The 22,713-nt window shown below is 68.3% G+C and carries 22 protein-coding genes; 17 read left to right on the top strand and 5 right to left on the bottom strand.

Annotated elements, in window-relative coordinates:
- The first annotated feature begins 22 nt into the window (after positions 1-22).
- The 10 genes from TPAU_RS14595 to TPAU_RS14550 all read left to right on the top strand — a co-directional run bounded on the left by TPAU_RS14595 (position 23) and on the right by TPAU_RS14550 (position 10,616).
- On the top strand, positions 23-2,203 hold the full coding sequence (locus TPAU_RS14595) for a M13 family metallopeptidase (RefSeq protein ID WP_013127526.1): 2,181 nt from the start codon (positions 23-25) through the stop codon (positions 2,201-2,203).
- Positions 2,204-2,306: 103 nt separating this feature from the next.
- Positions 2,307-2,825: a DUF4333 domain-containing protein gene (locus tag TPAU_RS14590; protein ID WP_049825855.1), complete on the top strand. Its 519-nt coding sequence runs from the start codon at positions 2,307-2,309 to the stop codon at positions 2,823-2,825.
- 64 nt (positions 2,826-2,889) lie between these two features.
- The gene (locus tag TPAU_RS14585; RefSeq protein ID WP_013127524.1) at positions 2,890-3,708 is read left to right on the top strand and encodes an NUDIX hydrolase; all 819 of its coding nucleotides are present in this window, start codon (positions 2,890-2,892) and stop codon (positions 3,706-3,708) included.
- A 90-nt stretch (positions 3,709-3,798) separates the two neighbouring features.
- A complete protein-coding gene (locus tag TPAU_RS14580; RefSeq protein WP_013127523.1) occupies positions 3,799-4,602 on the top strand; it encodes a GNAT family N-acetyltransferase in 804 nt (267 codons plus the stop codon).
- A gap of 2 nt (positions 4,603-4,604) precedes the next feature.
- Entirely contained in the window at positions 4,605-5,486 is an 882-nt protein-coding gene (locus TPAU_RS14575; protein WP_013127522.1) for a lysophospholipid acyltransferase family protein, read from the top strand.
- A 52-nt stretch (positions 5,487-5,538) separates the two neighbouring features.
- Positions 5,539-6,744: a cysteine desulfurase family protein gene (locus tag TPAU_RS14570; protein ID WP_013127521.1), complete on the top strand. Its 1,206-nt coding sequence runs from the start codon at positions 5,539-5,541 to the stop codon at positions 6,742-6,744.
- Entirely contained in the window at positions 6,744-7,841 is a 1,098-nt protein-coding gene (gene mnmA, locus TPAU_RS14565; RefSeq protein WP_013127520.1) for a tRNA 2-thiouridine(34) synthase MnmA, read from the top strand. Before TPAU_RS14570 ends, mnmA begins: the two co-directional genes overlap by 1 nt.
- A 23-nt stretch (positions 7,842-7,864) precedes the next feature.
- Entirely contained in the window at positions 7,865-8,851 is a 987-nt protein-coding gene (locus tag TPAU_RS14560; protein WP_160160269.1) for a uroporphyrinogen decarboxylase/cobalamine-independent methonine synthase family protein, read from the top strand.
- 16 nt (positions 8,852-8,867) lie between these two features.
- Positions 8,868-10,196, top strand: coding sequence for an ammonium transporter (locus tag TPAU_RS14555; protein ID WP_013127518.1), 1,329 nt, complete (start codon positions 8,868-8,870; stop codon positions 10,194-10,196).
- Positions 10,197-10,223: 27 nt separating this feature from the next.
- A complete protein-coding gene (locus TPAU_RS14550) occupies positions 10,224-10,616 on the top strand; it encodes a hypothetical protein (protein ID WP_041944449.1) in 393 nt (130 codons plus the stop codon).
- Here TPAU_RS14550 and TPAU_RS14545 read toward each other — a convergent pair.
- Both TPAU_RS14545 and TPAU_RS14540 read right to left on the bottom strand, forming a co-directional pair.
- Positions 10,597-11,013, bottom strand: coding sequence for an MmcQ/YjbR family DNA-binding protein (locus TPAU_RS14545; protein WP_013127516.1), 417 nt, complete (start codon positions 11,011-11,013; stop codon positions 10,597-10,599). The two genes, TPAU_RS14550 and TPAU_RS14545, sit on opposite strands and share 20 nt — an antisense overlap.
- 51 nt (positions 11,014-11,064) lie before the next feature.
- On the bottom strand, positions 11,065-13,482 hold the full coding sequence (locus TPAU_RS14540; protein ID WP_013127515.1) for a hypothetical protein: 2,418 nt from the start codon (positions 13,480-13,482) through the stop codon (positions 11,065-11,067).
- Positions 13,483-13,659: 177 nt separating this feature from the next.
- On the opposite strand from TPAU_RS14540, the gene TPAU_RS14535 reads away from it, so the two are divergent.
- The 4 genes from TPAU_RS14535 to ligA all read left to right on the top strand — a co-directional run bounded on the left by TPAU_RS14535 (position 13,660) and on the right by ligA (position 17,914).
- A complete protein-coding gene (locus tag TPAU_RS14535) occupies positions 13,660-14,517 on the top strand; it encodes a TIGR03619 family F420-dependent LLM class oxidoreductase (protein WP_013127514.1) in 858 nt (285 codons plus the stop codon).
- 9 nt (positions 14,518-14,526) lie between these two features.
- Positions 14,527-15,186, top strand: coding sequence for a hypothetical protein (locus tag TPAU_RS14530; RefSeq protein WP_013127513.1), 660 nt, complete (start codon positions 14,527-14,529; stop codon positions 15,184-15,186).
- 161 nt (positions 15,187-15,347) lie between these two features.
- A complete protein-coding gene (locus TPAU_RS14525; RefSeq protein ID WP_013127512.1) occupies positions 15,348-15,809 on the top strand; it encodes a hypothetical protein in 462 nt (153 codons plus the stop codon).
- A gap of 38 nt (positions 15,810-15,847) precedes the next feature.
- Complete coding sequence (ligA, locus tag TPAU_RS14520; protein ID WP_013127511.1) at positions 15,848-17,914, top strand: NAD-dependent DNA ligase LigA; 2,067 nt, start codon at positions 15,848-15,850, stop codon at positions 17,912-17,914.
- Here ligA and TPAU_RS14515 read toward each other — a convergent pair whose 3' ends face one another.
- Complete coding sequence (locus tag TPAU_RS14515; protein WP_013127510.1) at positions 17,915-18,568, bottom strand: ACT domain-containing protein; 654 nt, start codon at positions 18,566-18,568, stop codon at positions 17,915-17,917.
- Between the two features lie 166 nt (positions 18,569-18,734).
- Between TPAU_RS14515 and TPAU_RS21990 the strand changes: the two genes are divergently transcribed.
- Together TPAU_RS21990 and TPAU_RS14505 are read left to right on the top strand one after the other, a co-directional pair.
- A complete protein-coding gene (locus TPAU_RS21990) occupies positions 18,735-19,145 on the top strand; it encodes a hypothetical protein (RefSeq protein WP_147291096.1) in 411 nt (136 codons plus the stop codon).
- 67 nt (positions 19,146-19,212) lie between these two features.
- Positions 19,213-19,821 (top strand): antibiotic biosynthesis monooxygenase, encoded by a 609-nt coding sequence (locus tag TPAU_RS14505; protein ID WP_013127508.1) that lies wholly within the window; start codon positions 19,213-19,215, stop codon positions 19,819-19,821.
- Here the strand turns inward: TPAU_RS14505 and TPAU_RS14500 are convergent.
- Positions 19,796-20,485 carry a hypothetical protein gene (locus tag TPAU_RS14500; protein ID WP_013127507.1) on the bottom strand — a complete coding sequence of 230 codons (690 nt, stop codon included), beginning with the start codon at positions 20,483-20,485 and terminating at the stop codon, positions 19,796-19,798. The two genes, TPAU_RS14505 and TPAU_RS14500, sit on opposite strands and share 26 nt — an antisense overlap.
- A 17-nt stretch (positions 20,486-20,502) precedes the next feature.
- On the bottom strand, positions 20,503-21,801 hold the full coding sequence (locus tag TPAU_RS14495; RefSeq protein WP_013127506.1) for an NAD(P)/FAD-dependent oxidoreductase: 1,299 nt from the start codon (positions 21,799-21,801) through the stop codon (positions 20,503-20,505).
- Between the two features lie 211 nt (positions 21,802-22,012).
- Here TPAU_RS14495 and TPAU_RS14490 point away from each other — a divergent pair, with 211 nt between their 5' ends.
- Entirely contained in the window at positions 22,013-22,669 is a 657-nt protein-coding gene (locus tag TPAU_RS14490; RefSeq protein WP_013127505.1) for a TetR/AcrR family transcriptional regulator, read from the top strand.
- The last annotated feature ends 44 nt before the right edge of the window (positions 22,670-22,713 follow it).

Genomic DNA, 22,713 nt, shown 5'->3' with positions numbered 1-22,713 from the left:
GACAAGGAGCGAGGTAGCGGACATGCAGGAAGACGACTCTCGAACCGGGCGACGGGACACTACGGGCCGCCCCAAGGGTGGAGTCGACCGACGTCGATTCCTGCTCGGCTTGGGCACCGTCGCCGGCGCGGGTGTACTCGCCGCGTGTGGCGGCACGGGTACACCCGGCGGGCCATCGACGACGCGCCGGCCGTACAGTTCGCTCACCGGTCCGGACATGTCGGGCGCAGCGCCCGGGGTCCGGGTCCAGGACGACCTCTTCCGGCACGTCAACGGTGCCTGGTACGACTCCTTCCAGATCCCTCCGGAGAAGCCGAGCGGGGGCGGGATGGAAACGCTGACCGACCAGGTCGAGAAACAGCTCCGAGAGATCATCGAGTCGATTCGCGATGCCAAGGCGGGCAGTGACGAGGCGAAGATCCGCGACACCTACCGGACTTTCATGGACACCGCCAAGATCGATGCGGTGGGTACCGCACCGCTGCGGTCGACGCTGTCTGCGATCGACGGCGCCGCCGATCGAGCAGCCCTCTTCGATGTGGTCGGTGCGCAGCAGCGTACCGACGGTGGCTGGGGCGTCGTCGGGGTCTCCGTCAGCCCCGACCGGAAGAACTCCACCCGCAATCTCGTGCACCTGACCCCGACGATGGGGGGCTTGCCGTCGAAGGCGCACTACCTGGATGCGCAGATGCAGGACGTCCGGGACAAGTACCGCGAGTTCATGCGGAAGACGGCGGAGTTGGCGGGCTTCGCCGACCCAGCGGGTACGGCCGATCGGGTGATCGCCGTGGAGACCAACCTGGCTCGGGCGACGTGGGAGCGGGAGAAGTATCGCGACGACAACGCCACCTACAACCTGTACCAGTGGACGCAGCTCGCCGATCTCGCGCCCGGATTCGATTGGCTGCGTTGGCGTGATCTGCAAGGGCTGACATCGGAGACGTCCAAAGAAGTGGTGGTGATGCAGCCGGACTTCCTGCCCGCCGCCGCCACGATCTGGGCGAAGACCGATATCGAGGCGCTGAAAGATTGTGCCCGCATGGGGATCATCTCCACCTATGCCGATGTATTGCCGCAGGCCTTCGGAGACGCCCGGTTCGAGTTCTACGAGCGGACCCTCGATGGTGCCCAGAAGCAGGAGGAGCGCTGGAAGATGGGGGTGACGATGGTCAATACGACGCTGGGCGAGGCGCTCGGGCGCCTGTACGTGCAGAAGCACTTCTCGGCCGAATCCAAACGACAGGTCGAGAAGCTGGTCGAGAACCTCAAATCCGCCTACCGCTCGGCTTTCGAACGCTCGCAATGGATGTCGCCGCCCACGCGGACCGCCGCAATCGCCAAGCTCGACAAGATGACCACCAAACTGGGCTACCCGGACAAGTGGGAGGACTATTCGACGTTGGAGGTGGGGACATCGTCGGCGGTCGAGAACACCCGAGCCGTGATCGCCTACACCGAGCAGATGACATTGGACCAACTGACCAAACCGGTCGACCGGTCCAAGTGGAACATGCTGCCGCAGTCGGTGAATGCGTCCTACGTCCCGACCAGCAACGAGATCTGCTTTCCCGCGGCCATCCTGCAGGCACCGTTCTTCTCCGTCGACAATCAGGCCGCCGTGAACTACGGGGCGATCGGCGCCGTGATAGGTCACGAGATCGGCCATGCCTTCGACGATTCGGGATCGAAGTACGACGGCGACGGCAATCTCAAGGACTGGTGGGCTCCCGCCGACCGTGCCGAATTCGACAAGCGCACCAAGGCGTTGATCGCGCAGTACAACACTCTGGTGCCGATCGGAGCCGCGCCCGGGAGCACGGTCAACGGCGCGATGACTGTGGGGGAGAATCTCGCTGACCTCGGCGGCCTGGGCATCGCGGTCGAAGCCTTCCGCCTCGCCGTCAAGAACCGTGACGCGGGAACGGAGTTCGCGGATCAGAGCGGCTCGGCGACACCGTCCGCGTCCGGCCCGCAGGCCGAGAACGCTGCGCTGGTGCCTCTGTTTCTCAGCTACGCGCGGAGCTGGCAGAACAAGACCCGTCCCGAGGCGGTCCGGGAGTCCTTGGCGACGGCGATGCACGCACCACCGGAGTTCAGGACGAACCAGGTGGTGAAGAACGTCGATACGTTCGCGGACACCTTCGGCGTGCGGCCCGGTGACGGCGAGTGGCTCGAACCCAAGGACCGGGTACGTCTGTGGTAGTCGAAGCCCTCGTGGTGACGCGATAACAGGGTGCGACCTACGGCGGCGCGACCGAGCCCGGCGGTGCTGAGCGAGGCGAATGTGTCCGCTATGGTTAATATTCATGAAGGCGAAATTCGTTGGCGTGATGGTGTTGACTGCGGTTCCGCTCCTCGCGAGCTGTTCGTTGCTCGGGACCACCCTCGACTATTCGAAGGCGGAATCGGAAATCGCGAAGTCCCTCAACGAGGCGTATGGGGCGGACGGCGTCAAGGTCGATTCGGTGGCGTGCGACCAGGCGGGTAAGCGGCCGAAGCCCGGCTCGACGTTCCTGTGCAAAGCCGAGATCGGGGCCGCGACCGTGCCCGTTGAGGTGACGGTCAAAGACGAGGATATGAACATCGCGTACAAGCCCACGAAGAAGCTCTACGACCTGGCCAAGGTGGGGCCGACCCTGCAACCGGACGTGCAGAAGCAGGTGAAGGTCCCAGTGACCATCAGCTGCGGTACCGGGATGAAGGCCGCCGCCCCCGGTGAGACGTTCCCGTGTGAGCTGACGGACGGCACGGGCGAGAAGGCCGGGCTGAACTACAAGGTCGGACCGATGGACGGCGCCGACAGCTGGGCACCGCGACAGGACTGATAGCGACCGTGTAACGACCAACCAAACCGGACACCTGAGCGGCCTCCTCGGATACCGTGACGCAATGTCCTCGAACGTCGACACCCCCACCGCGCCGCCGCATCCGAAGGCGGCCGCCACCGTCGTCCTGGTGCGGGACGGTGTCGACGAGGTCGAGGTCTTCTTGCAGCGCCGCGTGCAGCAGATGGCCTTCGCCGGCGGCATGACGGTGTTCCCGGGGGGCGGCGTCGACCCGCGCGATGCCGAGATCGACATCGCCTGGCAGGGGCCGGAACCGTCCTGGTGGGCGGAACGATTCGGAACCGTCGAGAGCAATGCCCGGCAGCTGGTGTGCGCAGCCGTGCGCGAGACCTTCGAGGAGTGCGGCGTCCTGCTCGCTTCCGAGCCCGACGGGGCGTCCTCTGATGCCACCGCGCTGGCGCCGGCCCGCGCCGCGCTCGAGGCCCGCGAGTTCGGCCTCGCCGAATTCCTGCGCGAGCAGAACCTGGTCCTTCGCGCCGACCTGCTGCGTCCGCTCGCACACTGGATCACTCCGGAGAACGAGAAGCGTCGCTACGACACGCGCTTCTTCCTCGCCGCGCTCCCCGACGGCCAGGAGGCGGACGATCGCACCAGCGAGGTCGACGAAGCGTACTGGCGCACCGCATCGGGGGCATTGGCGGACTGGTCCGACGGGAAGTGCTTCCTCCTCCCACCCACGTGGTCCCAACTGCGCTCGGTCGCCGCCTACGGAACCGTCGCCGAGTTGCTCGCCGCCGAGCGGACGATCGAACCCGTTCAGCCCGACCTGCCGCCCGGCGGAGGCATCGAAACCCTGTCCTTCGGCGACGCCGCCGAGTACTTCGCCTCCATGCCCGCCACCGTGCCGCGCCCCAAGCTGTAGCCCGCTATTCACCCGCGTTCTCACAGGATTCACCGACGCGCTCAGGCGGGGTTCACCGGCGAGTCGCCTAGTGGGCGGACCGTGAGGCCCATGAGTACACCGGGAACCCTGGTCACCGACCGTCACCCCGCATCCGAAACGCTCATTCACGGCGACGAGTACGAGGTCGTGCTCACCACCCGGGCCGAGGACATCGACACCGTCCAACGCCTGCGCTACGAGGTGTTCGGGACCGAACCGGGATTCGAGGCCTCGATGGCGGCCGTCACCGACGGCCGCGATGCCGACGAGTTCGACCGGCACTGCGATCATCTCGTGATCCGGCATCAGCGCTCCGGCCGCATCGTCGGCTGTTACCGCATCCTGCCGCCGCCCGGTGCGATCGCCGCCGGAGGCCTGTACTTGGCCACCGAGTTCGAGCTCGGCGAGCTCGACCACCTTCGTCCGCACATGCTGGAGATGGGCCGTGCCTGTGTGCACGCCGACCACCGCACCGGCGGTGTGCTGTGCCTGATGTGGGCAGGGCTGCTGGCCTACAGTGATCTGCGCGGCATCCGCTACGCGGTGGGCGCGGTCAGCGTGCCGATGCAGTACGAGGGCTACGAGCGCGGTGCGACGGTCCGGGCCGTCCGCGAGCTGGTCGATGCCAAACACCGCGCGCCCTGGACGGTGACGCCCCGTAACGCCGTGCAGGAGATCACCGCGGAACCGGCCTCTCGGCGCACGTTCCCGCCGCTGGTCACCGGCTACCTGCGGATGAACGCCAAGATCCTCGGCGCCCCGAGCTTCGACCCGGTCTTCGACGTGGCCGACTTCCCCATGATCATCGACCGCACCGAATTCAACGAGCGGTACCTGGAACGACTGCAGCAGGCTGCGGGGGCGGTGGGCTGACCGTGATCCCCGTCGGCACCTTGCCCCGGCACGCGTGGCAGCAGCAGTCCCCGTGCGACACGGCCTGTTCCGCCGATGAGCCGCGGACAGCGCCCCGCTGGTTGCGTGCCGTCAAATGGTGCGCCTTCGTCACGGTGGTCATCGTCGGGATCCTCACACTGGCGCTCGCCTACCCGCTCGGTAGCCGGGCCCGTCGACTCGTGATCCGCGGCGGCGCCCGATCGATGCTGTTCGCACTCGGCGTGCGTGTCGAGCCCGTGGGCAATGTGCCGTTGCGGGCTCTGGTCGTGGCGAATCACCAGTCCCTGCTCGATATCGTCGCGATCGCCTCGATCGCGCCGGCGGCCTTCGTCGCCAAGGCCGACATCTTCGACGCGCGTCCCGTCGCGGTCCTGATGCGTGCCTTCGGAGCCATCCCGCTGCGGCGCGAAAGCCTGCACGAGCTTCCCGCCCGGGTCGCCGATGTCGCCGCACGATTGCGCCGCGGCAACACCGTGGCCGTCTTTCCCGAGGGCACCACGTACTGCGGCGCCCATCGCGGTGAGTTCCGGCCGGCCTTCTTCCAGGCCGCGATCGATGCGCGGGTGGACGTGGTCCCGGTGTCACTGCGGTATTCGATGCGATTGAGCGGTCCGGTGCGCGGTGCTCGGCAGAGTGCGGTGGCAGCCTACGTGGGCGCCGACACCGAGCTCGACACGCTCGCCCGTGTAGTGGGTGCTCGCGGCGTCGCGGTGCGCGTGCACGCCACCGAGACCATTCCCGCGCTCGAGTGGGCGGCCGCCGGCCGTCGCGCCCTCGCGGCGCGCGCGGAGGCCGCGGTGTTCGCCGACAGTGAGTTCCTCTCGGCGCCCGCCGAGCGCGTCCGCGCGCCCCTCGCGGCCTGAGGGTCCGCGCGAGTCGTTCCGGGCGGGGCCCGCGGCGTATCCTTGGGACGCGATGAGCCCTGACCGCGAGAACCCGATTTATCTCGACCACGCCGCGGACACCCCCATGGTCCCCGAGGCACTGGCCGCGATGGCGCAGGCCTCGGCACGGCCGGGTAATGCGGCATCGTTGCACGGATCGGGCCGCCGTGCCCGTCGGGTCCTGGAGGAATCCCGGGAGTCGATAGCCCGCGATCTCGGGGCCCGGCCGTCCGAGGTGGTCTTCACCGGCGGCGGGACCGAATCGGTGAACCTGGCAGTGAAGGGCATCTTCTGGGCCCGCCGGGAGGCGGATCCCGCGCTGACCACCGTGATCACCACGGCCGTCGAGCATCACGCCGTCCTCGACGCTGTGCAGTGGCTCGGCGAGCATGAGGGCGCCACCGTGGTGTTGCTGCCGGTCGACGGCCTCGGCCGGGTCGATCCGGCCGATCTGCGATCCGCGCTCGACGAGGCGGCGGGCACCGTGGCGCTGGTCAGTGTCATGTGGGCGAACAATGAGGTCGGCACCATCGAGCCGATCGCGGAGATCGTCGCCGAGTGCGCCCGCGCGGGTGTTCCTCTCCATTCGGACGCCACCCAGGCGGCCGGTCACGTCCCCATCGACTTCGACGGTAGCGGGCTCGCGGCTCTGACCGTGGCCGCGCACAAGTTCGGAGGCCCGCAGGGCGTCGGCGCGCTGCTCATCGGCCGGACCGTGGCGTGCGTGCCGCTCGCTCACGGCGGCGGCCACGAGCGCGATCTGCGCTCGGGGACCCCGAACGTCGCCGGTGCGGCGGGGATGGCCGCCGCTCTCGCGGTGGCCGTCGCCCGGATAGACGAGGAGTCGGCCCGGCGCGCGGCGCTGCGGGACCGGCTCATCGCCGGGGTCGCAGGTATCGAAGGGGCCGTCGTCAACGGCGCCGCCGGTACTGGCGCGGCCGCGCTGCCCGGGATCGCCCACGTCTCGTTCGTCGGCTGCGAGGGCGATTCGCTGCTCATGCTTCTCGACGCTCGGGGGATCGAGGCTGCGAACGGCTCGGCGTGCAGTGCCGGGGTTGCCCGTCCCAGCCACGTACTCGAGGCCATGGGCACACCCGCGGAGGCTGCACGAGGCTCGCTGCGCTTCTCCTTCGGGCCGGAATCCACCGACGCCGATGTGGATGCGGTGCTCGATGCTCTCGGTCAGGTCGTCGAGCGAGCGCGTGCGGCCGGTCTCGCATCGACGGGGGCCCGCTGATGCGGGTGCTCGCCGCGATGAGCGGCGGTGTCGATTCGGCGGTGGCCGCGGCGCGTGCCGTCGAAGCCGGCCATGACGTGGTCGGCGTCCACCTCGCGCTGTCCGAGGCGCCCGGCACCCTACGGACCGGTTCACGGGGCTGCTGCTCGAAGGAGGACGCGGGCGACGCCCGCCGCGCCGCCGACGTGCTCGGTATCCCGTTCTACGTGTGGGACTTCGCAGATCGGTTCCGCGAGGATGTGATCGACGATTTCGTCGCCGCGTACGCGGCCGGGGAGACGCCGAACCCGTGCCTGCGGTGCAACGAGAAGATCAAGTTCTCCGCGCTCGCCGAACGTGCCTACGCACTCGGCTTCGACGCGGTCGCGACCGGCCACTACGCGCGGCTGCAGGGGGGCGAGCTGCGTCGCGCCGTGGACCCCGATAAGGACCAGTCCTACGTGCTCGCGGTGCTCACCGCCGAGCAGCTTTCCCGCGCGATGTTCCCCGTCGGAGATACGCCGAAGCCGCTGATCCGCGAGGAGGCCGCCCGGCGCGGCCTCGCCGTCGCCGATAAACCGGACAGCCACGACATCTGCTTCATTCCGTCGGGCGATACCCAGGCATTCCTCGGTGCCCGGATCGGGGTGCGCCCGGGCGCGGTGGTCGATGCCGCGACCGGTGAGCGGCTGGGGGAGCACGGCGGCGTGCATGAATTCACGATCGGCCAGCGCAAGGGGCTGGGGCTCCCCGGACCGGGGCCCGACGGTGCGCCGCGCTATGTGACCGCGATCGACGCCGCGTCCGGCGAGGTCCGGGTGGGGCGGGGCGAACAGCTCGACGTCACCCGCATCGTCGCCGACGGTGCCGTGTGGACCTCGGGTAGCGTGCCCACACAACCGATCGAGGCGATGGTGCAGGTCCGGGCGCACGGTGGCCTGGCGCCCGTGACGGCGCGCGCCGAGGGCGACCGGATCGTGATGGACCTCGCCGAACCACTGCGCGGCGTCGCTCCCGGCCAGGCGGCGGTGCTCTACGCACCTGACCAGGACCGGGGCGATCTCGTCGTGGGCTCGGGCACGATCCGTTCGACCGCACACGCCACGGCGGACGTCTGACGATGCCGGAGGCGCTCGCGCCGTTGACCGGTACTACGACCGGCATCGGCTCTCACCCGGGCACGGACCCGCGCGAGGCCGCCGCCACTGTGGTGGGGGAGCTGGCCGTCCCCTACCTGCCCGAGCTGCCGAACCGAGGCCTCGGGGCCGATATGATCGGCCGCTCCGCGGGATTCCTGACCGGTATCGGCGTCGACATCTCGACCACCGGCTATCGCATCGGCGTTCCGGACGGGCACGTGGCCCGGCTCATCGGCGACCATCTGCAGCGTGATCTGGATTCCTTCGAGGAGGCGTACGAGGTGGCCGGGCGCCGCGGCGGGGGCCTGGTCAAAGTCCAGGCGGCGGGCCCGCTCACCCTGGCCGCGGGTCTGGAGCTGCCCAACGGACATCGGGTGCCCCGCGACCGCGGTGCCCTGCGCGATATCGCGGAATCCCTCGCCGAGGGCCTGCGCCAGCATGTTTCGGACGTGCGCCGCCGACTCGGCGCCGAGGTGGTGGTGCAGCTCGATGAGCCGTCGATGGCGTCCGTCGTGCGGGGCACCGTCCCCGCACTGACCCGTCTCGACCCGATCCGCGGGGTGCCGGCGCCCGAAGCGGCGGAGCTGCTGAGCCGGGTCTGTGAGGCCGTCGACGTCCCGGTGCTGCTGCACCTGTGCGGCCCGATCGAGTGGGACGTGGTGCGCCGTGTGCCGATCGACGGTGCGCTGTTCGACGCGACAAGGCTCGCCGTCGCCGATTACGAGGGCTTCGGGATGCTCGCCGAGGCGAGCGCCGTGGTGGGTCTCGGGCTCGTACCCGCCACCGGGACGCAGCGACTCGATCCCGAATCGCTGGCCCGGACCGCGATCCGGCTGTACGACGAGATCGGGCTGCCGCGACGCACGCTGGCCGATGCGACGGTGACCCCGGTGTGTGGACTGTCCGGTTCGCCCGATGACCGAATTCGCCCGATTCTGGGCGCCTGCAAGACAATTGCGTCGGTACTCCAGGAGGCATCGGCCGTCTAGCGGATATGCTTCCGCAATGTTTCCGACCACCGGCCCGGTGAACGGCGCCGACACCGCGTGGCTGCTGGCCGCCTTCGCTCTGGTGCTGCTGATGACACCGGGGCTCGCCCTGTTCTACGGCGGCATGGTGCGCAGCAAGAGCGTGCTGAACATGATGATGATGTGCCTCACCGCGATTCCCGTGGTCTGGGTATTGTGGCTGGCCTTCGGATACTCGATGGCCTTCGGCGCCGACAAGGGCGGCGTGGTCGGCGATCCGACCACCTTCGCGGGGCTGCGTGGCCTGCTCGGTGCGTTCACTGCCAGCGGCGGTGACGACGGCGCGGTACCCCTGGTCGGTCAGGTTCCCGCACTGTTGTTCGTGGCCTTCCAAGCGGGATTCGCCATGGTGACCGTGGCTCTGATCGCCGGTGCGGTGGCCGATCGCATGCGCTTCGTGTCCTGGCTGGTGTTCGCGGCGCTCTGGGCCACCCTGGTGTACTTCCCGGTGGCGCACTGGGTGTTCTCGATCCCCGGCCTCACCGCCGAGCACGGTGGTTGGATCGCCGAACATCTCAAGGCGATCGACTTCGCCGGAGGCACTGCGGTGGAGATCAACTCGGGTGCGTCGGCACTGGTGATGGCATTGCTGCTCGGGCGCCGCGCAGGATGGCCGCGGGATCCGATGCGCCCGCACAACCTGCCCTTCGTGATGCTCGGGGCCGGATTGCTGTGGTTCGGCTGGTTCAGCTTCAACGCCGGATCGACGCTGGCGGCCAACGGCGCCGCCGCACTGATCGTCGTCAACACCCTCGGCGCGGGCGCGGTCTCGATGGTCTCCTGGCTGATCGTCGAGAGGGTGCGCCACGGCAAGCCCACCTCGTTCGGTGCCGCATCGGGTGTGGTCGCGGGGCTCGTGGCGATCACCCCGTCGTGTTCGGCAGTCACCCCGATCGGGGCACTGGCCATCGGTGCCGCTGCAGGCGCTATCAGTTCCTACGCGATCGAGCTGAAGTACCGCTGGCGTTACGACGACTCACTCGACGTGGTGGGCGTGCATCTGGTGAGCGGCGTCGTGGGCATGCTCATGATCGGGCTGGTGGGCAGTGCCGCCGCGCCCGCGGGGAAGGACGGCCTGCTGTACGGCGGCGGCGTCGATCAGCTCTGGCGGCAGGCGGTGGCGGTGATCGCGGTGCTCGGCTACGCGGTGGCGGTGACCGCGGTGATCGCGGTGCTGCTCAAATGCACGATCGGGCTGCGCGCCGACCCGCAGCACGAGGCCGACGGTCTGGACGACGGGCTGCACGCCGAGTCGGCGTACGACTTCCACATGGCGCGCGGCGGGCGCCTCGAACCCGGGCGATGAGCGGCCGGCGGGCGTACTGTGCGGCATATGACCGTTTTCGTTCGTCATTGCACAGGCGCTGTCGCGGTGCTGCTCATGGCTGGAGCAGCCGCGGGCTGCTCCAGCGGCTCGGACGGCGGTTCAGCCGCCGGTCCGGCCGCCACCGCATCGGTCGCGTCCTCCTCGGCCGCCGCCTCGGGGTTGGCGGCGCCGATCCCGGCGAACGTCCCGGGTACCTACAGCAACGGCGACTGGGTGGTGCGGCTCAAGGCCGACGGCACCTGGGAGGAAGACCTCTCCGGCCGCACGAACGCGTACGGCGGCGTCTACACCGTGAACGGCGCCACCATCGTGCTGCGCGATCGCGGCGGGTCCAGCGAGACCGCCACCCTCAGCGGCGACGAGCTGACGCTCCCGTCGATCACTCTGCGCCGCCAGTAGCGGCGTCGAGGGCCGCGATCGCCCGCTTCGGGGCGATCTGGCGATAGCTCGCGTCCAAGAGCTCGCGGACCTCGGCCCAGTCGACGGTGCCGATCGTGAGGTCGAGCCCCAGCCATCCGGCTCCGGCCATGTAGGCGGGCAGGTAGATCCGTTCGTCCTGAACGAGCGCCTCCCGCTCGGACGGGTCGGCGATGAACAGGACGCTGGTGTTGATCTGACGGTGCGGCTGGGTCGCGGTCTTCTTGGTGCCGCCGCCGTACATGCCGAACATCTTGCCGCAGCGGAAGGTCGGGCGGCCGTGGGCGATCTGCTCGGTGGCCTCGGGGAACGCGAGCGCGACGTCGCGCAGCCGGGCGAGCACCGGATCGTCGTCGGAGAACATGATCGGATGAGGCATGCCGCCGAGCCTAGTGCTCGGCGGCATGCCTGATCGGGATGTTCACGTCCGCTATGCGGCGCCCTTCTCCGTGCTCGCGGCGTCGGCGGACGTTGCCTTATCCGTCGTCGTCGACGACGCGTCGGCGGCGGTCGCGGACTCGGTCGTCGGCGCGGGCGTGGTCTCGGGCTTCGACTCCGTCGTCGGGGTCTGCGACGTGGTCTCCTTCGTGGGCTTCTCCGGCTGCGGGGTCGACGTCGTACTCGTCTCGGCCGTCGGCGCCGTCGTCGCCTCAGCCGGAGCCTCGGCCACCGATCGAGGCGAGCGTCCCGCGCGCGGCTCGGAGGCAACGGCCGTCACATCCGACGCGGAGGCTCCGGCGGCCACGGCTGTGACCGGCACGGCACCGTCGGTCTCGGTCTTGGGGGCCGGGGTCTTCGGCAGCGCCGCCGTGACCGCGGGCAGCACCTCGCGGATGCGGTTCACATCGTCCTTGAGCGTGATGCTCTTGGTCCACGAGCTGAAGGCGCCGAGCGGATCGAAGGGCAGGATCGGCAGAGTACCCAGGCCGAACGGGTTGTCCAGCTCGATCAGGCCGATGCGCGGGAGCAGGCTCGGGGTGCCGTCGGCGATCTTGGTGATGGTGGGCAGGCCGAGGTAGTTCGGGCGCACGGTGCCGTTCACCTCGGCGGTGGGGAACACCGTCAGTCGGTAGCCCAACCAGTCCACGGTGATCGGCGACCGCAGGCCGTAGTCACTGGTGAGCAGGTAACTGGTCTTCGATGTGGACGAGGTCTGGACTTGTGGCTTGCCGTCCGGGCCCAGCACCGGGACCCCGTTCTCGTCGACCACCGGATGGGAGGTCTCGGTGGTCTTGACGTCCTTGGTGAAGCGGACGAAGTCCTTGGTCAGCTTGAGCCGCTTCTCCTCGGAGAGCAGCGCGGCGATCGAGTCCTTGACGAACGGATTCTCCAGCAGGCCGGTGAGCTCGTTGAAGGGCACCTTGCTGAGATCGCCACCGGCGACGGCGGTGAGAAGTTGGAGCACGCCGGGCGTGAGTACCTGGCTGAGCGCGTTGCCCTGGCCGAGCACCAGCGACGTGGGGTCCGTGAGCCCCCATTGCGTCTGGCGGCTCTGGCCGTCGACGGTCTTGCGGAGGTCCTTGTAGTAGTCGAACGTGCCGAGGTAGTTGCCGCATTCGCCGAGGCCCGACGCCGAGGCCGATGTTCCCACGCCCAGGCAGCTGACCTCCTTGACGTCGGGGAGCTTGAGCTTCTGGATGGTGTCCATCGCGTTGTTGATCGTGGCGGCATCGAGATTCATGCCTGCGGGCAACATGTTGAAGGTCTTCGCGAGGTTGAGCACCTTGTCGATGACCTGCGAGTCCTTGATCTTGTCGAACGCCAGAGGCGACCCGAACCAGTCAAGCCCCATCGTGCTGGTATTCATGTTCAGCGCGAGCGCCAGGCCGAGGTTCGCATAGGCCTTCGACGCGGCGTCGGCGCCGTCCGCGCCGGCCAGTGCCAGGGCCAGCTTGTTCTTGGTCTCCGCCAACGCTGTTCCCGCGTTCCGGGAGAACGCGAAGGTGAAGCCGTCGCCGAGAATCGTCGATGTGCCCCGCACCAGGATCTGCGGATCCAGGACCGTCGGCTTGGTGAAGTCATAGGTGCGGCCGCTCAGCTGTCCGGCGATCTTCAGCGCTTCGGTCCGGGCGCCCAGGTTCGAATCCACGTCGCGGTACTTCCAGCCGCCGAAGATGCAGGTGATCTTGTCGCAGTAGCGTTCCTGGACCAGGTTCACCGGAAGTGCGGCGCCGTTCTTGACGTCGTCGAGCGTCTTGTACTTGCCCATGGCGGTCGGATCGATGTCCTTGATCCCGAGTGCTCCGAGACCGAGGCTGACCAGGCCGGTCGGCGGCACGGCGAGAACACTGAGTACCCCGAACGGTGTCTGCACTCCCATCGGCACGTAGACACCGAGCGCTCCGACCCGCGGGCCGAGGTCGATCGTCACCTGATCCGCGATCGCGGCGAGGTCGAGTCGATCGGGGAGCACGACCGCGGCGCCGGTGCCGGTGGCGCCCGCGCAGTCCACGTTCGAGCCGCCACCACCGCTACCGAGAGCGCCGGTGCGGCATGACTCGACGATCTTCGAGATCGCTGGATTGTCGAGGAGCCCGAGCACCTTCTGGAAGTCGATCCCGCTGAGGTCGGGATTGGAGAGGTTGAGCTTGGTGATGTCGATGCCCACGTCGCGCAGACTCGTGCCGCCGATGGTGATGTCGAAGGGTTGGCCGGCGGTGTCGGCCGCGAGGGCCATCGGGGCGGCTGCGGTGCCCATCAGCGTGGCGGTCGCGGCGACGGCGGCGAATCCGCCGCGCCATGCCGCCGTGTGACGGCGTGCCGAGCGGCGGCGGGGCACCCGGGAGCGGCGGCGGGCTGCGCGATTCTCGGGCGCGGGGGTGGATGGACGCTCGAATTCGATCGACATGGGGTTTCCTTGACTCGACGTACCCAAAGGGAGAAGACGGTGACAGCGGGCGCTGTCGGTTTGCTATCGTAGAAGGTCTTTGTGATGTGTATCATGTTTTCCTAACGTTCCTGTCAGCTGCGACGATTCTGCGACGAACCGCCGCCCTCCCTGTGTGTAACGTGTTCTACTACGGTGGTGGTTGACCAGGACGTTCGGGTAGGAATCGTACAGTTCACATCGGATCGAGGGCTGCCGCCCCAGGTGCTCGCGCCACTGATCGAACGCGCGGGTTTCGCGTCGTACTTCGTGCCTGAACACGGCCACATCCCCACGCGACGAGACGCGGCTCATCCCGGTACCGGAACGTCCGAGCTTCCCGACGATCGGTACCTGCGGACGTTGGATCCGTGGACCGCTCTCGCCGCCGCCGCGGCTGTCACGACGACGATCGAACTCGCGACCGCGGTCGCGCTCCCGGTTCAGGCTGATCCGATCACTTTGGCCAAGACGATCGCCACGGTCGACCATCTGTCGCGCGGGCGGGTGGCATTCGGGGTGGGCTTCGGATGGAACCTCGACGAGCTCGCCGACCATGGAGTCCCGCCTGCGCGGCGTAGGACGATGCTGCGCGAGTACGTAGCGGCCATGCGCGCATTGTGGCGCGATGACGAAGCCTCCTACGAGGGGGAATTCGTCTCGTTCGGGCCGAGCTGGGCGTGGCCCAAACCGCCGGGGCCCGTCCCGGTTCTCCTCGGGGCGGGTGCCAGCGAGAAGAACTTCGCCTGGATAGCGCGGCACGCGGACGGGTGGATCACCACGCCGCAGGATCGGGGGATCGGGGAGGCGGCGCGGCGCCTCGCGCAGGTATGGCGCGAGCACGGGCGTGACGGTGCGCCGCGCATCGTCGCGCTGGACGGCCGCCCCGATCCGGAACGGTTGGCCCGCTGGGGTGAGGCGGGTGTGACGGATGTGCTGTATCCGGCTGTCGACTCCAGCGAGGAAGCGGCCGCCGGGCATCTCGACGGCCTGGCCGGAGTTCTTAGCGTGCGTTAGATTCGGTTCATGAATCGGAAATTCTGGTCAGTGGCCATTGCTGTCGCGGTGGTGGTCGGCGGGCCCGGCGTCGCCTCGGCCGAACCCGCGCCGCGTCCGACTCCGAAGCCGCCCGTCGCCGACCAGCCGGTCACCGTGGCCCCGGGCGCCACCATCAGTCCGAAGCAGCTGGAGGAAGCGCGTGCTCGGACAACGATGGTGTACCTCGAGAACCTGACGGGAAAGTCCGTCGCCGATACTCGCCGCGCACTCCGGATGGCAGTGAGAACACCGGCCGCACTCGATGGCACCCCGCCGATCCGGCTGCGCGTACTGCCCACGTATCCCGGCAGTGAGCTGGTGAATCCGGCGATCGTTCCGCCGGATGATCTGGTCGTGGTCACGTCGGTGGTGTACCGAGGCACCCTCGAACTCGCCGTTGTCCCGCGCTCGGCCGTGCCGCGGGTCCGGTATCTCGCCGAGGCGGTCGAGGCGTCCCGCACGGTGCCGCTCGATGTGCAGCTCACCATGGCCGGCGGCAGCGAGGGTGCGGCCTACTTCGCTCTGTATCGCGCTGCGGGCGAAGGTTATCGGCCACTGTACGACGCCGTGGGCATCCGGTTCGATGCCAACGGCGTCCCGCAGATCCCCGGGGGAATGGTCGTCGGCATCGCGGTGGAGAAGAACTGAACCGGCGGTAGCGCCGGGACATGACTGCGTTCGGCGGGCCCACGGTGACGGTGACCGACCCGCCGGTCGACCAGCTCAGGTTCACCCCGGCACTATGAACGGAATGCGAAGAAGTGCTTCGCTTTCTCGAATTTTGCGATTGAACATGGCAGGCTCGTCGCATGAATTTCACACGCACTCACCACGTACTCAAGACGGCCGGCGTGACCCTGGCGGCCGGTGCGTTGGTGTTCGTCGGGGGATGCGGCGGTGGCGGTGACAAGGCTGCGACCACGTCGGCGTCGTCGAGCGCCAGTTCCGCGGCCGTCACCCCGGTGGCCGGGACCACCGCCGAGCAGCGCGGCACCGCTGTCACGGGGACCCCGAAGCCGACCACCGCGCAGACCCCGGTCAAGACACCGGCGAAGACCCCGGCTCCGGCGCCGAAGCCGGCGAGCCCCGGTTGCTACGACAAGGACGGCCACGGTCCCGACGGTGCCGACCGCCCGTGCCCCGAGCCGACGCAGCCCAAGCCGCCGGCCCCCGCTCCCACGACGGTGACCGACGCCCCGTGCACCGACGAGAACGGCCACGGCCCGGACGGTGCCACCGGTCCGTGCGCCGGGGTGACACCGCGCCCGTAGTCGTCGTCGCCGTCAGTGCCTGCGACTAATCTGAGCGCATGTCGAAGGAACTGACGGAGGACGATCGCCGCGCCTGGCAGGAGCTCGCGGAGGAAGTCCGCGGGCACCAGTTCCGCTACTACGTGCAGGACGCGCCGGTACTCTCGGACGGCGAGTTCGATGCACTGCTCAAGCGGCTCCAAGCGATGGAGGACGCGTTTCCGGAACTGGCGGTTCCGGATTCGCCCACGAAGCTGGTCGGCGGCGGATTCTCCACGGAGTTCACCGCGGTCGACCACCTGGAGCGGATGTACTCGCTGGACAACGTCTTCGACGAGGGTGAATTGCGCGAGTGGATCGCCCGTGTCCAGCGAGACGTGGGGGAGTCCGTCACCTTTCTCACTGAGCTGAAGATCGACGGTGTCGCGCTCAACCTCGTCTACGAGGACGGTGCGCTCGTTCGTGGCGCCACTCGCGGCGACGGGCGCACCGGTGAGGACGTCACCCTCAACGCGCGGACTCTGCGCGACGTACCGCACCGGCTCACCCCGTCGGACGAGTTCCCGATCCCGGCGGTGCTCGAGGTCCGTGGGGAGGTCTTCTTCCGCCTCGCCGACTTCGAGGAACTCAACGCGGGACTGGTCGCGGAGGGTAAACCGCCCTTCGCGAACCCGCGCAACTCCGCCGCGGGTTCACTGCGGCAGAAGAATCCGCAGATCACCTCGCGGCGCAAGCTCGGCATGATCTGCCACGGCCTCGGCCGGATCGAGGGGGGCTGGTCGCCCGCCTCGCTGCACGAGGCGTACCGGGCACTGGCGGCCTGGGGGCTGCCCGTATCCGCCCACACCAAGCAGGTGGTGGGCGCCGATGCCGTGGTCGACCGGGTCTTCTACTGGGGTGAGCACCGGCACGATCCCGAGCACGAGATCGACGGTCTGGTGGTGAAAGTCGACGAGATCGCTCTGCAACGCCGCCTCGGTGCCACCTCGCGCGCTCCGCGCTGGGCGATCGCCTACAAGTACCCGCCGGAAGAGGTCACCACCAAACTCCTGGACATCCGCGTCAACGTGGGGCGTACCGGCCGGGTCACGCCGTACGCATACATGGCGCCGGTCACCGTCGCCGGGTCCACCGTCGAATTCGCCACGCTGCACAACGCTTCCGAGGTGCAGCGCAAGGGTGTGCTCATCGGTGACACCGTTACCATCCGCAAGGCCGGCGACGTCATCCCCGAGGTTCTCGGCCCGGTGGTCGACCTCCGCGACGGTACTGAGAAGGCCTTCGTCATGCCGGTCACCTGTCCGGAATGCGGTGCCGCACTGGCACCGTCGAAGGAGGGCGATGCCGACATCCGGTGCCCCAACACCGAGACCTGCCCCGCGCAGCTGAGGGAGCGGCTGTTCTACCTCGCGGGCCGCACCTGTTTCGACATCGAGGGCCTGGGCTACGAGGCGGCCACCGCGCTCACCGCCTCGCCCGTGCTGCACAACGAGGGTGATGTCTTCTCGCTCACCGAGGCCGACCTCACGCAGGTTCCACTGTTCACTAACGACGGCGGCGCCCTCTCGGCGAATGCGCAGCGATTGTTGACGAACCTCGATGTCGCCAAGACCAAGCCACTGTGGCGAGTGCTCGTGGCACTGTCCATCCGCCACGTGGGCCCGTCGGCCGCCCGGGCGCTCGCCCAGGAACTCGGCAGCCTGGAGGCGATCGCGGCGGCGGACGTCGATCAGCTCGCCGAGGTCGACGGTGTGGGCCGGGTCATCGCGGAGGCGGTCGTCGAATGGTTCACCGTGGGCTGGCACCGTGAGATCGTCGAGAAGTGGCGTGCCGCAGGCGTCACGATGGAGGACGAGCGGGACGCGTCGGTACCCAGGAACCTGGAGGGGCTCTCCATCGTGGTCACCGGCTCCCTCCAGAACTTCTCTCGGGACGGGGCCAAGGAGGCCATTCTGGTCCGCGGCGGCAAGGCTGCGAGCAGCGTGTCCAAGAAGACCGCCTTCGTGGTGGTCGGCGACGCCCCCGGATCGAAGGCCGACAAGGCCGAACAACTCGGCGTTCCGGTCCTCGACGAGGCGGGGTTCGAGAAGCTCCTCGCCGAGGGCCCGGAGGCCTTCGCGCACTAGTTACTTGACCAGGACCGTCGCGACGATGCCCGCAAGGTAGCCGAGGCGCGCCACCTCGGACGGGCGGAAGTCGGGTCCGCCGGGGCGGCCCACCAGGACCACCTTGCCGATCGCGCCGAGCGGCGCGCCCGCGAGCTTTGTGTCGAGCTGTTGCCAGGCTTCGGGGACCCAGTCCGCCTCGGGATCCAGCGCCACCGGACCGCCCAGCGGGAGGAAGTCCAGCGACGTCGGCGGCGTCTCGGGCAGGCCCGACGAGCCGAACGCCGGCCAGGCCGCATCGGGCGTGTTCGAGAGCACCGCGCACCACCCCACGCGCAGTACTCGCGGCACCTGGTCGACGAGCATCTGCAATTGGTCGTGGCCGGCGCCGGCGACGTGATCGATGAGCTCGAGCTCGCGGTGGGTGTCCAGGACATCGGAGTACGGGCGGATCGAATCGACCGTGATCCCTTCGAGCGCCTCGGCGGCGGTGATCAGTGTGTCCGGTAGAGACTGCGGGCCCAGGTCGACGACGAGATCATCGACTGCGTACCCGTCGCCGCGCTCGACGACGTCGAGCGAGAGGATGTCGGCACCTACCGAGCCGAGGGCCACGGCGAGGGAGCCCAGGCTGCCAGGCCGGTCCGTCAGGCGTACACGCAGGAGATAAGACACGCACTGATTGTGGCACCAGCCCTCACCGGGTGCAGATCGCGGTGCGGACCGGGCGTGACGAAGCCGTGAAGACTTTGCATTTGCACTGGCGCCACGCGCGCGTCTTCGGAGAATGGAGCGGGTGCCCCTCCGGGCGATGGAAGAACTGCTGGAAGGCGGAAACGACATGACCATCTCAGGATCTGCTCGCACGATCGGGTTCCTTGTGGCCGTCACGGCCCTCACCGCTCCCGCTGTCGCGACGGCGGCGCCCGGCAAGCCCGCGCCGACGTCGCCGGTGATCCGCAACTGCGTCAGCGAGCCCACGGTGAAGCCGAAGACGATCGTTCTCGCGTGTGCCGATGCCAACGCGCGCATCGACGGCATCACCTGGGATACCTGGACGAACGATTCGGCGTTCGGCGTCGGCACCGTGCAGGAGAACACCTGCAAGCCCGACTGCGCACGGGGGAAGTGGACCGCACGCAAGGTCACCGTCACCGTGCACACGCCCGTCGGGAAGGGCGCCGACCGCCGGTTCACGGTGGTCACCTACGGCACCAAGGGTGACTTCCGAGACGCGGACCTGCCGCGCTGACCCGACGTCGGCAAGATCACACCTGCTCGGTTGGTGCGATGGGGTCGCGGCGCCGACACTGGTACGCATGCCTCACACCGAAACCCGGGCGGAGGCAGGAGCGGCCCACAAGGCCTCGCTGACCTCCGTCGCCCGACGCATCAGTCCCGGACGCGAACACGACTTCGTGGCCTGGACCGATGCCGGGATCGCCCTCGCCCGAACGTATCCCGGATTCCTCGGTGGCGGGTGGGTGCGCTCCGCCCACCAGGCCGATGAGTACTTCGTGATCTACCGCTTCGAGTCCGAGGAGCATCTGCAGCAATGGCAGGGCTCGCGGGTCCGCAAGCACTGGCTCGAGCGTGGCGAGGGCATGGCGGTCGAGACCGCGACGCATCGCCTGTCCGGTATCGAGGGCTGGTTCGATCCGCGGCCCGACGGCGCCGGCCCCGTTGCCGCGCCCGTCGCCACGGTGCCGCCCCGCTGGAAGCAGGCGGTGGCGATCTGGCTCGGCTTCTTCCCGCTCTCGCTACTGATCAACTTCCTGGTGCTGCCGCACCTGACCTTCCTGCCGGCGCACGGGTGGGGGCTGGCGGGCCGCACCCTGATCGCGACGCTGATCAACACTCCGTTGATGGTGTTCCTGGTGCTGCCGTGGATCACCGCGCGGCTCAAGCCGTGGCTGGAGCGCCGCTGACCGCCTCCGCGTCGACGCGCCTGTTGTAGGCGTCGAACGCGTCGTAAGCGCGGTAGAACACGAACATCTGCACGCCCCAGGACGCCAGGGCGAGGGTGTAGAAGATGGTGTGTTCTGCATCGTCGCCGGGGAGAGGGACGAAGTCGTAGATCGCGGCGATGAGGAAGCTGCAGAACGTCGAGATGCCGGCCCAGACCGCGTGCTTGTGCTCACCGATGCGCCACAGTCGCGTGGCGAAGTAGATCAAGAAGATGCTGGTGAGCACGTTGACCACGATGAAGAAGATCTTGATGGGTGTCGCGTAGGCCGATTCCTGGTACCCGACCAGAAGGAAACCGCATACGGTGGCCAACGCGAACGAGCCGATCTCGACCGGCAGGGTCGGCTTGTACCGATGCGTCACTTGCATCAGGCCGAGCACCAGGATCAGCGTGATGCCGATCGACCGCGAGAACGCGTCGAAGAACGAGGCGATCGTGTACAGCACGCTGTCGTGGCTGGACTTGGTAGCGGCGAACAGCAGGAAGTTCGTGCACGAGGTGGCCACGATGATCCACTCGAGCCCCAGCAGGTAGTTGTGGTGCTTGCGAATGAACTTGATGCCGTAGGTATAGCCGACGATGATCGCGAACGCATCGGCGATCATGAATAGCATTTCCTTCATGGTGTCTTCCTTGTCGATCAGTTGGTGAGTGCTGCAAGACGATCGAGGGTGCGGTCGGCGAGCCAGCCGGCGTACAGCGCGGGTCCGTTGACGACGCTGGGCCAGAAGCGTTTACGGCCGTGCCAGATCGCGTCGAGGTCGGGATGGCGCGGTGCTCCGCCGATGTGGTCGGCGAGGAGATGGCCCACGTACTGCGCCTGAGCGAAGCCGTGACCGTTGCATGCCTGGGAGTACAGGACGTTGTCCGAGGCCTCGCCGGCGGCGGGCATCCACGTGCCGCTCATGGAGATCCAGCCGCCCCACACGCTGCGGAATCCGACGTCACCCAGCCCGGGGAAGCGCTCCCGGAATCCTCGGACCAGGTCACCGGCGACGGCGTGGGACGGTGCGCGTTCGGGGAGGGGGTTGTGGCCGGCTTCCACTCTGCGGGTGCCGAAGACGATCGTGCCGCGCGGGGTGACGCGGTGGTTCTCGAGGATCATGTGCAGCGAGACCATGGGGGCGCGGCTGGTCCAGCCGATCTCGTCGAGGCGCTCGGGTGCTACGGGGTCGGTCTCGAGGAGGCAGGTGTACGAGGGGGTCGCGAGGTTCTTCGGGGCGATAGAGAAGGCGCCGTTGTCCGCGTTGGTCATCAGCAGGGCGCGCCGGGCATGGACGGTGCCGCCGGGAGTGTCGACGGTGACGCCGTCGCCGGTGTCGGTCACGTCGCGGGCCGGGGTGTACTCGTACACGCGCACTCCGGAGGCGATAGTGGCTGTGCGGAGACCGAGGACGAACTGACCGGGATTGACAGTACCGCCGACCTTTTCGCGAACACCGCCGAGGAAACCCTCCGGTAGTCCGGCCTCGCGGCCGTCGACGAATTCGGCAGCCGCGCCGTTCTTCTGGAGCACTTTCGCGATCCGGCCCGCGCGCCGCAATTGGCCCTTGCTGACCGCGGCCATGACGATGCCGGTCTTGACGTGTCCGCATTCGATGGCGTGCTTGTCGATGGTGTTCTCGGCGAAGTGGACGGCGTTCTCCGCGTACCGGTATAACGCGCGCAGGCGATCCGGTGCGACGAGATGGTCGAGCAGCTCGGGATCGGCGGCGATCGAGTTGGTGATGTAGCCCGCGTTGCGGCCACTGGCGCCTGCGCCGAGGGTGCGGGACTCGAGCAGGACGACGTCGGTGCCGTTCTCTGCCAGGCGGATTGCGGCGGCCATGCCGCCTCCACCGCCGCCGATCACGACGACATCGCAGCGCACGTCACCGGTCAGCTGCGGTTGGGCGGCGGCCGGGGGTGCGGCCCAACCGGTGTCGTACAGAACTTTCATTGCAGTGCCTCCGTGTCCGGCCAACTCATGATCAAACGTCTTGGTCATATGACCATGAAATGAGAATGACAGTGTTGCGGATCACAGTCAAGCCTGCTTGGGATGGTTGCTTCGTCGATCAAGTCGAATGACCGGAATGCCCAGGATCGGTCAGGTACTCTCAGCAGTGACCCGGCTGAAGCGCCGTGGTCCCACCGTTGGGAGTCTGCACATGGCCCGCATCCCTGCCGCCGAGCGTCGCTCAGAGCTCGTCGATGCCGCCGTCCGCGTGATCGCGATCCACGGGGTCGATGGCGCCACGACCCGCAGGATCGCGGACGCGGCGAATGCTCCGCTCGCCACGTTGCACTACTGCTTCTCCTCGAAAGAGGAGCTGTTCGCCGAGGTGTTTCGGCACGTCGCCGGGCAGTACCGGGACGTACTCGCGCGCAACGACTGCCACGGCGATGTGAAAGAGACCGCGCGCTCGCTGATGCGCGGGGTGATGCAGTGGTACGTCGCGAATGAAGACTTCGGACGTGCGATCATCGAGCTGATCAGCTGGGCGCGGCGACAGGCGAATGAACAGGCCGTCATGGTGTACACCGAGGCGAATGCCTCGCTCCGGGGCATTCTGGAGGCCGACGCGGCGGCGGCGGGACAATCGCCGTCCGACGAGGCGATCGATGAGCTGGCGTATGTGGTCACGGTCCTCACCGACGGCTTCGCCATGAACTGGTTGGTATTCGCGGACCGGGATGCCGCGTCGGCGCACATGGACCTCGCCGTACGCACGCTGGACGCGTGGATGGACGCGAACCTGGACCCGGGCGATAGCCGTTCCCCGGCATCCGCGGGAGCGCTCCTGTCGTGGGTTGACGTGGACTGAGCAAGAACGGTCAAGCGGTGGCGGGCCCGGGCGGTCGATACTGG

Source organism: Tsukamurella paurometabola DSM 20162, from assembly GCF_000092225.1.
Lineage (GTDB): Bacteria > Actinomycetota > Actinomycetes > Mycobacteriales > Mycobacteriaceae > Tsukamurella > Tsukamurella paurometabola.
This window is presented reverse-complemented; position numbering and strand designations above follow the sequence as displayed.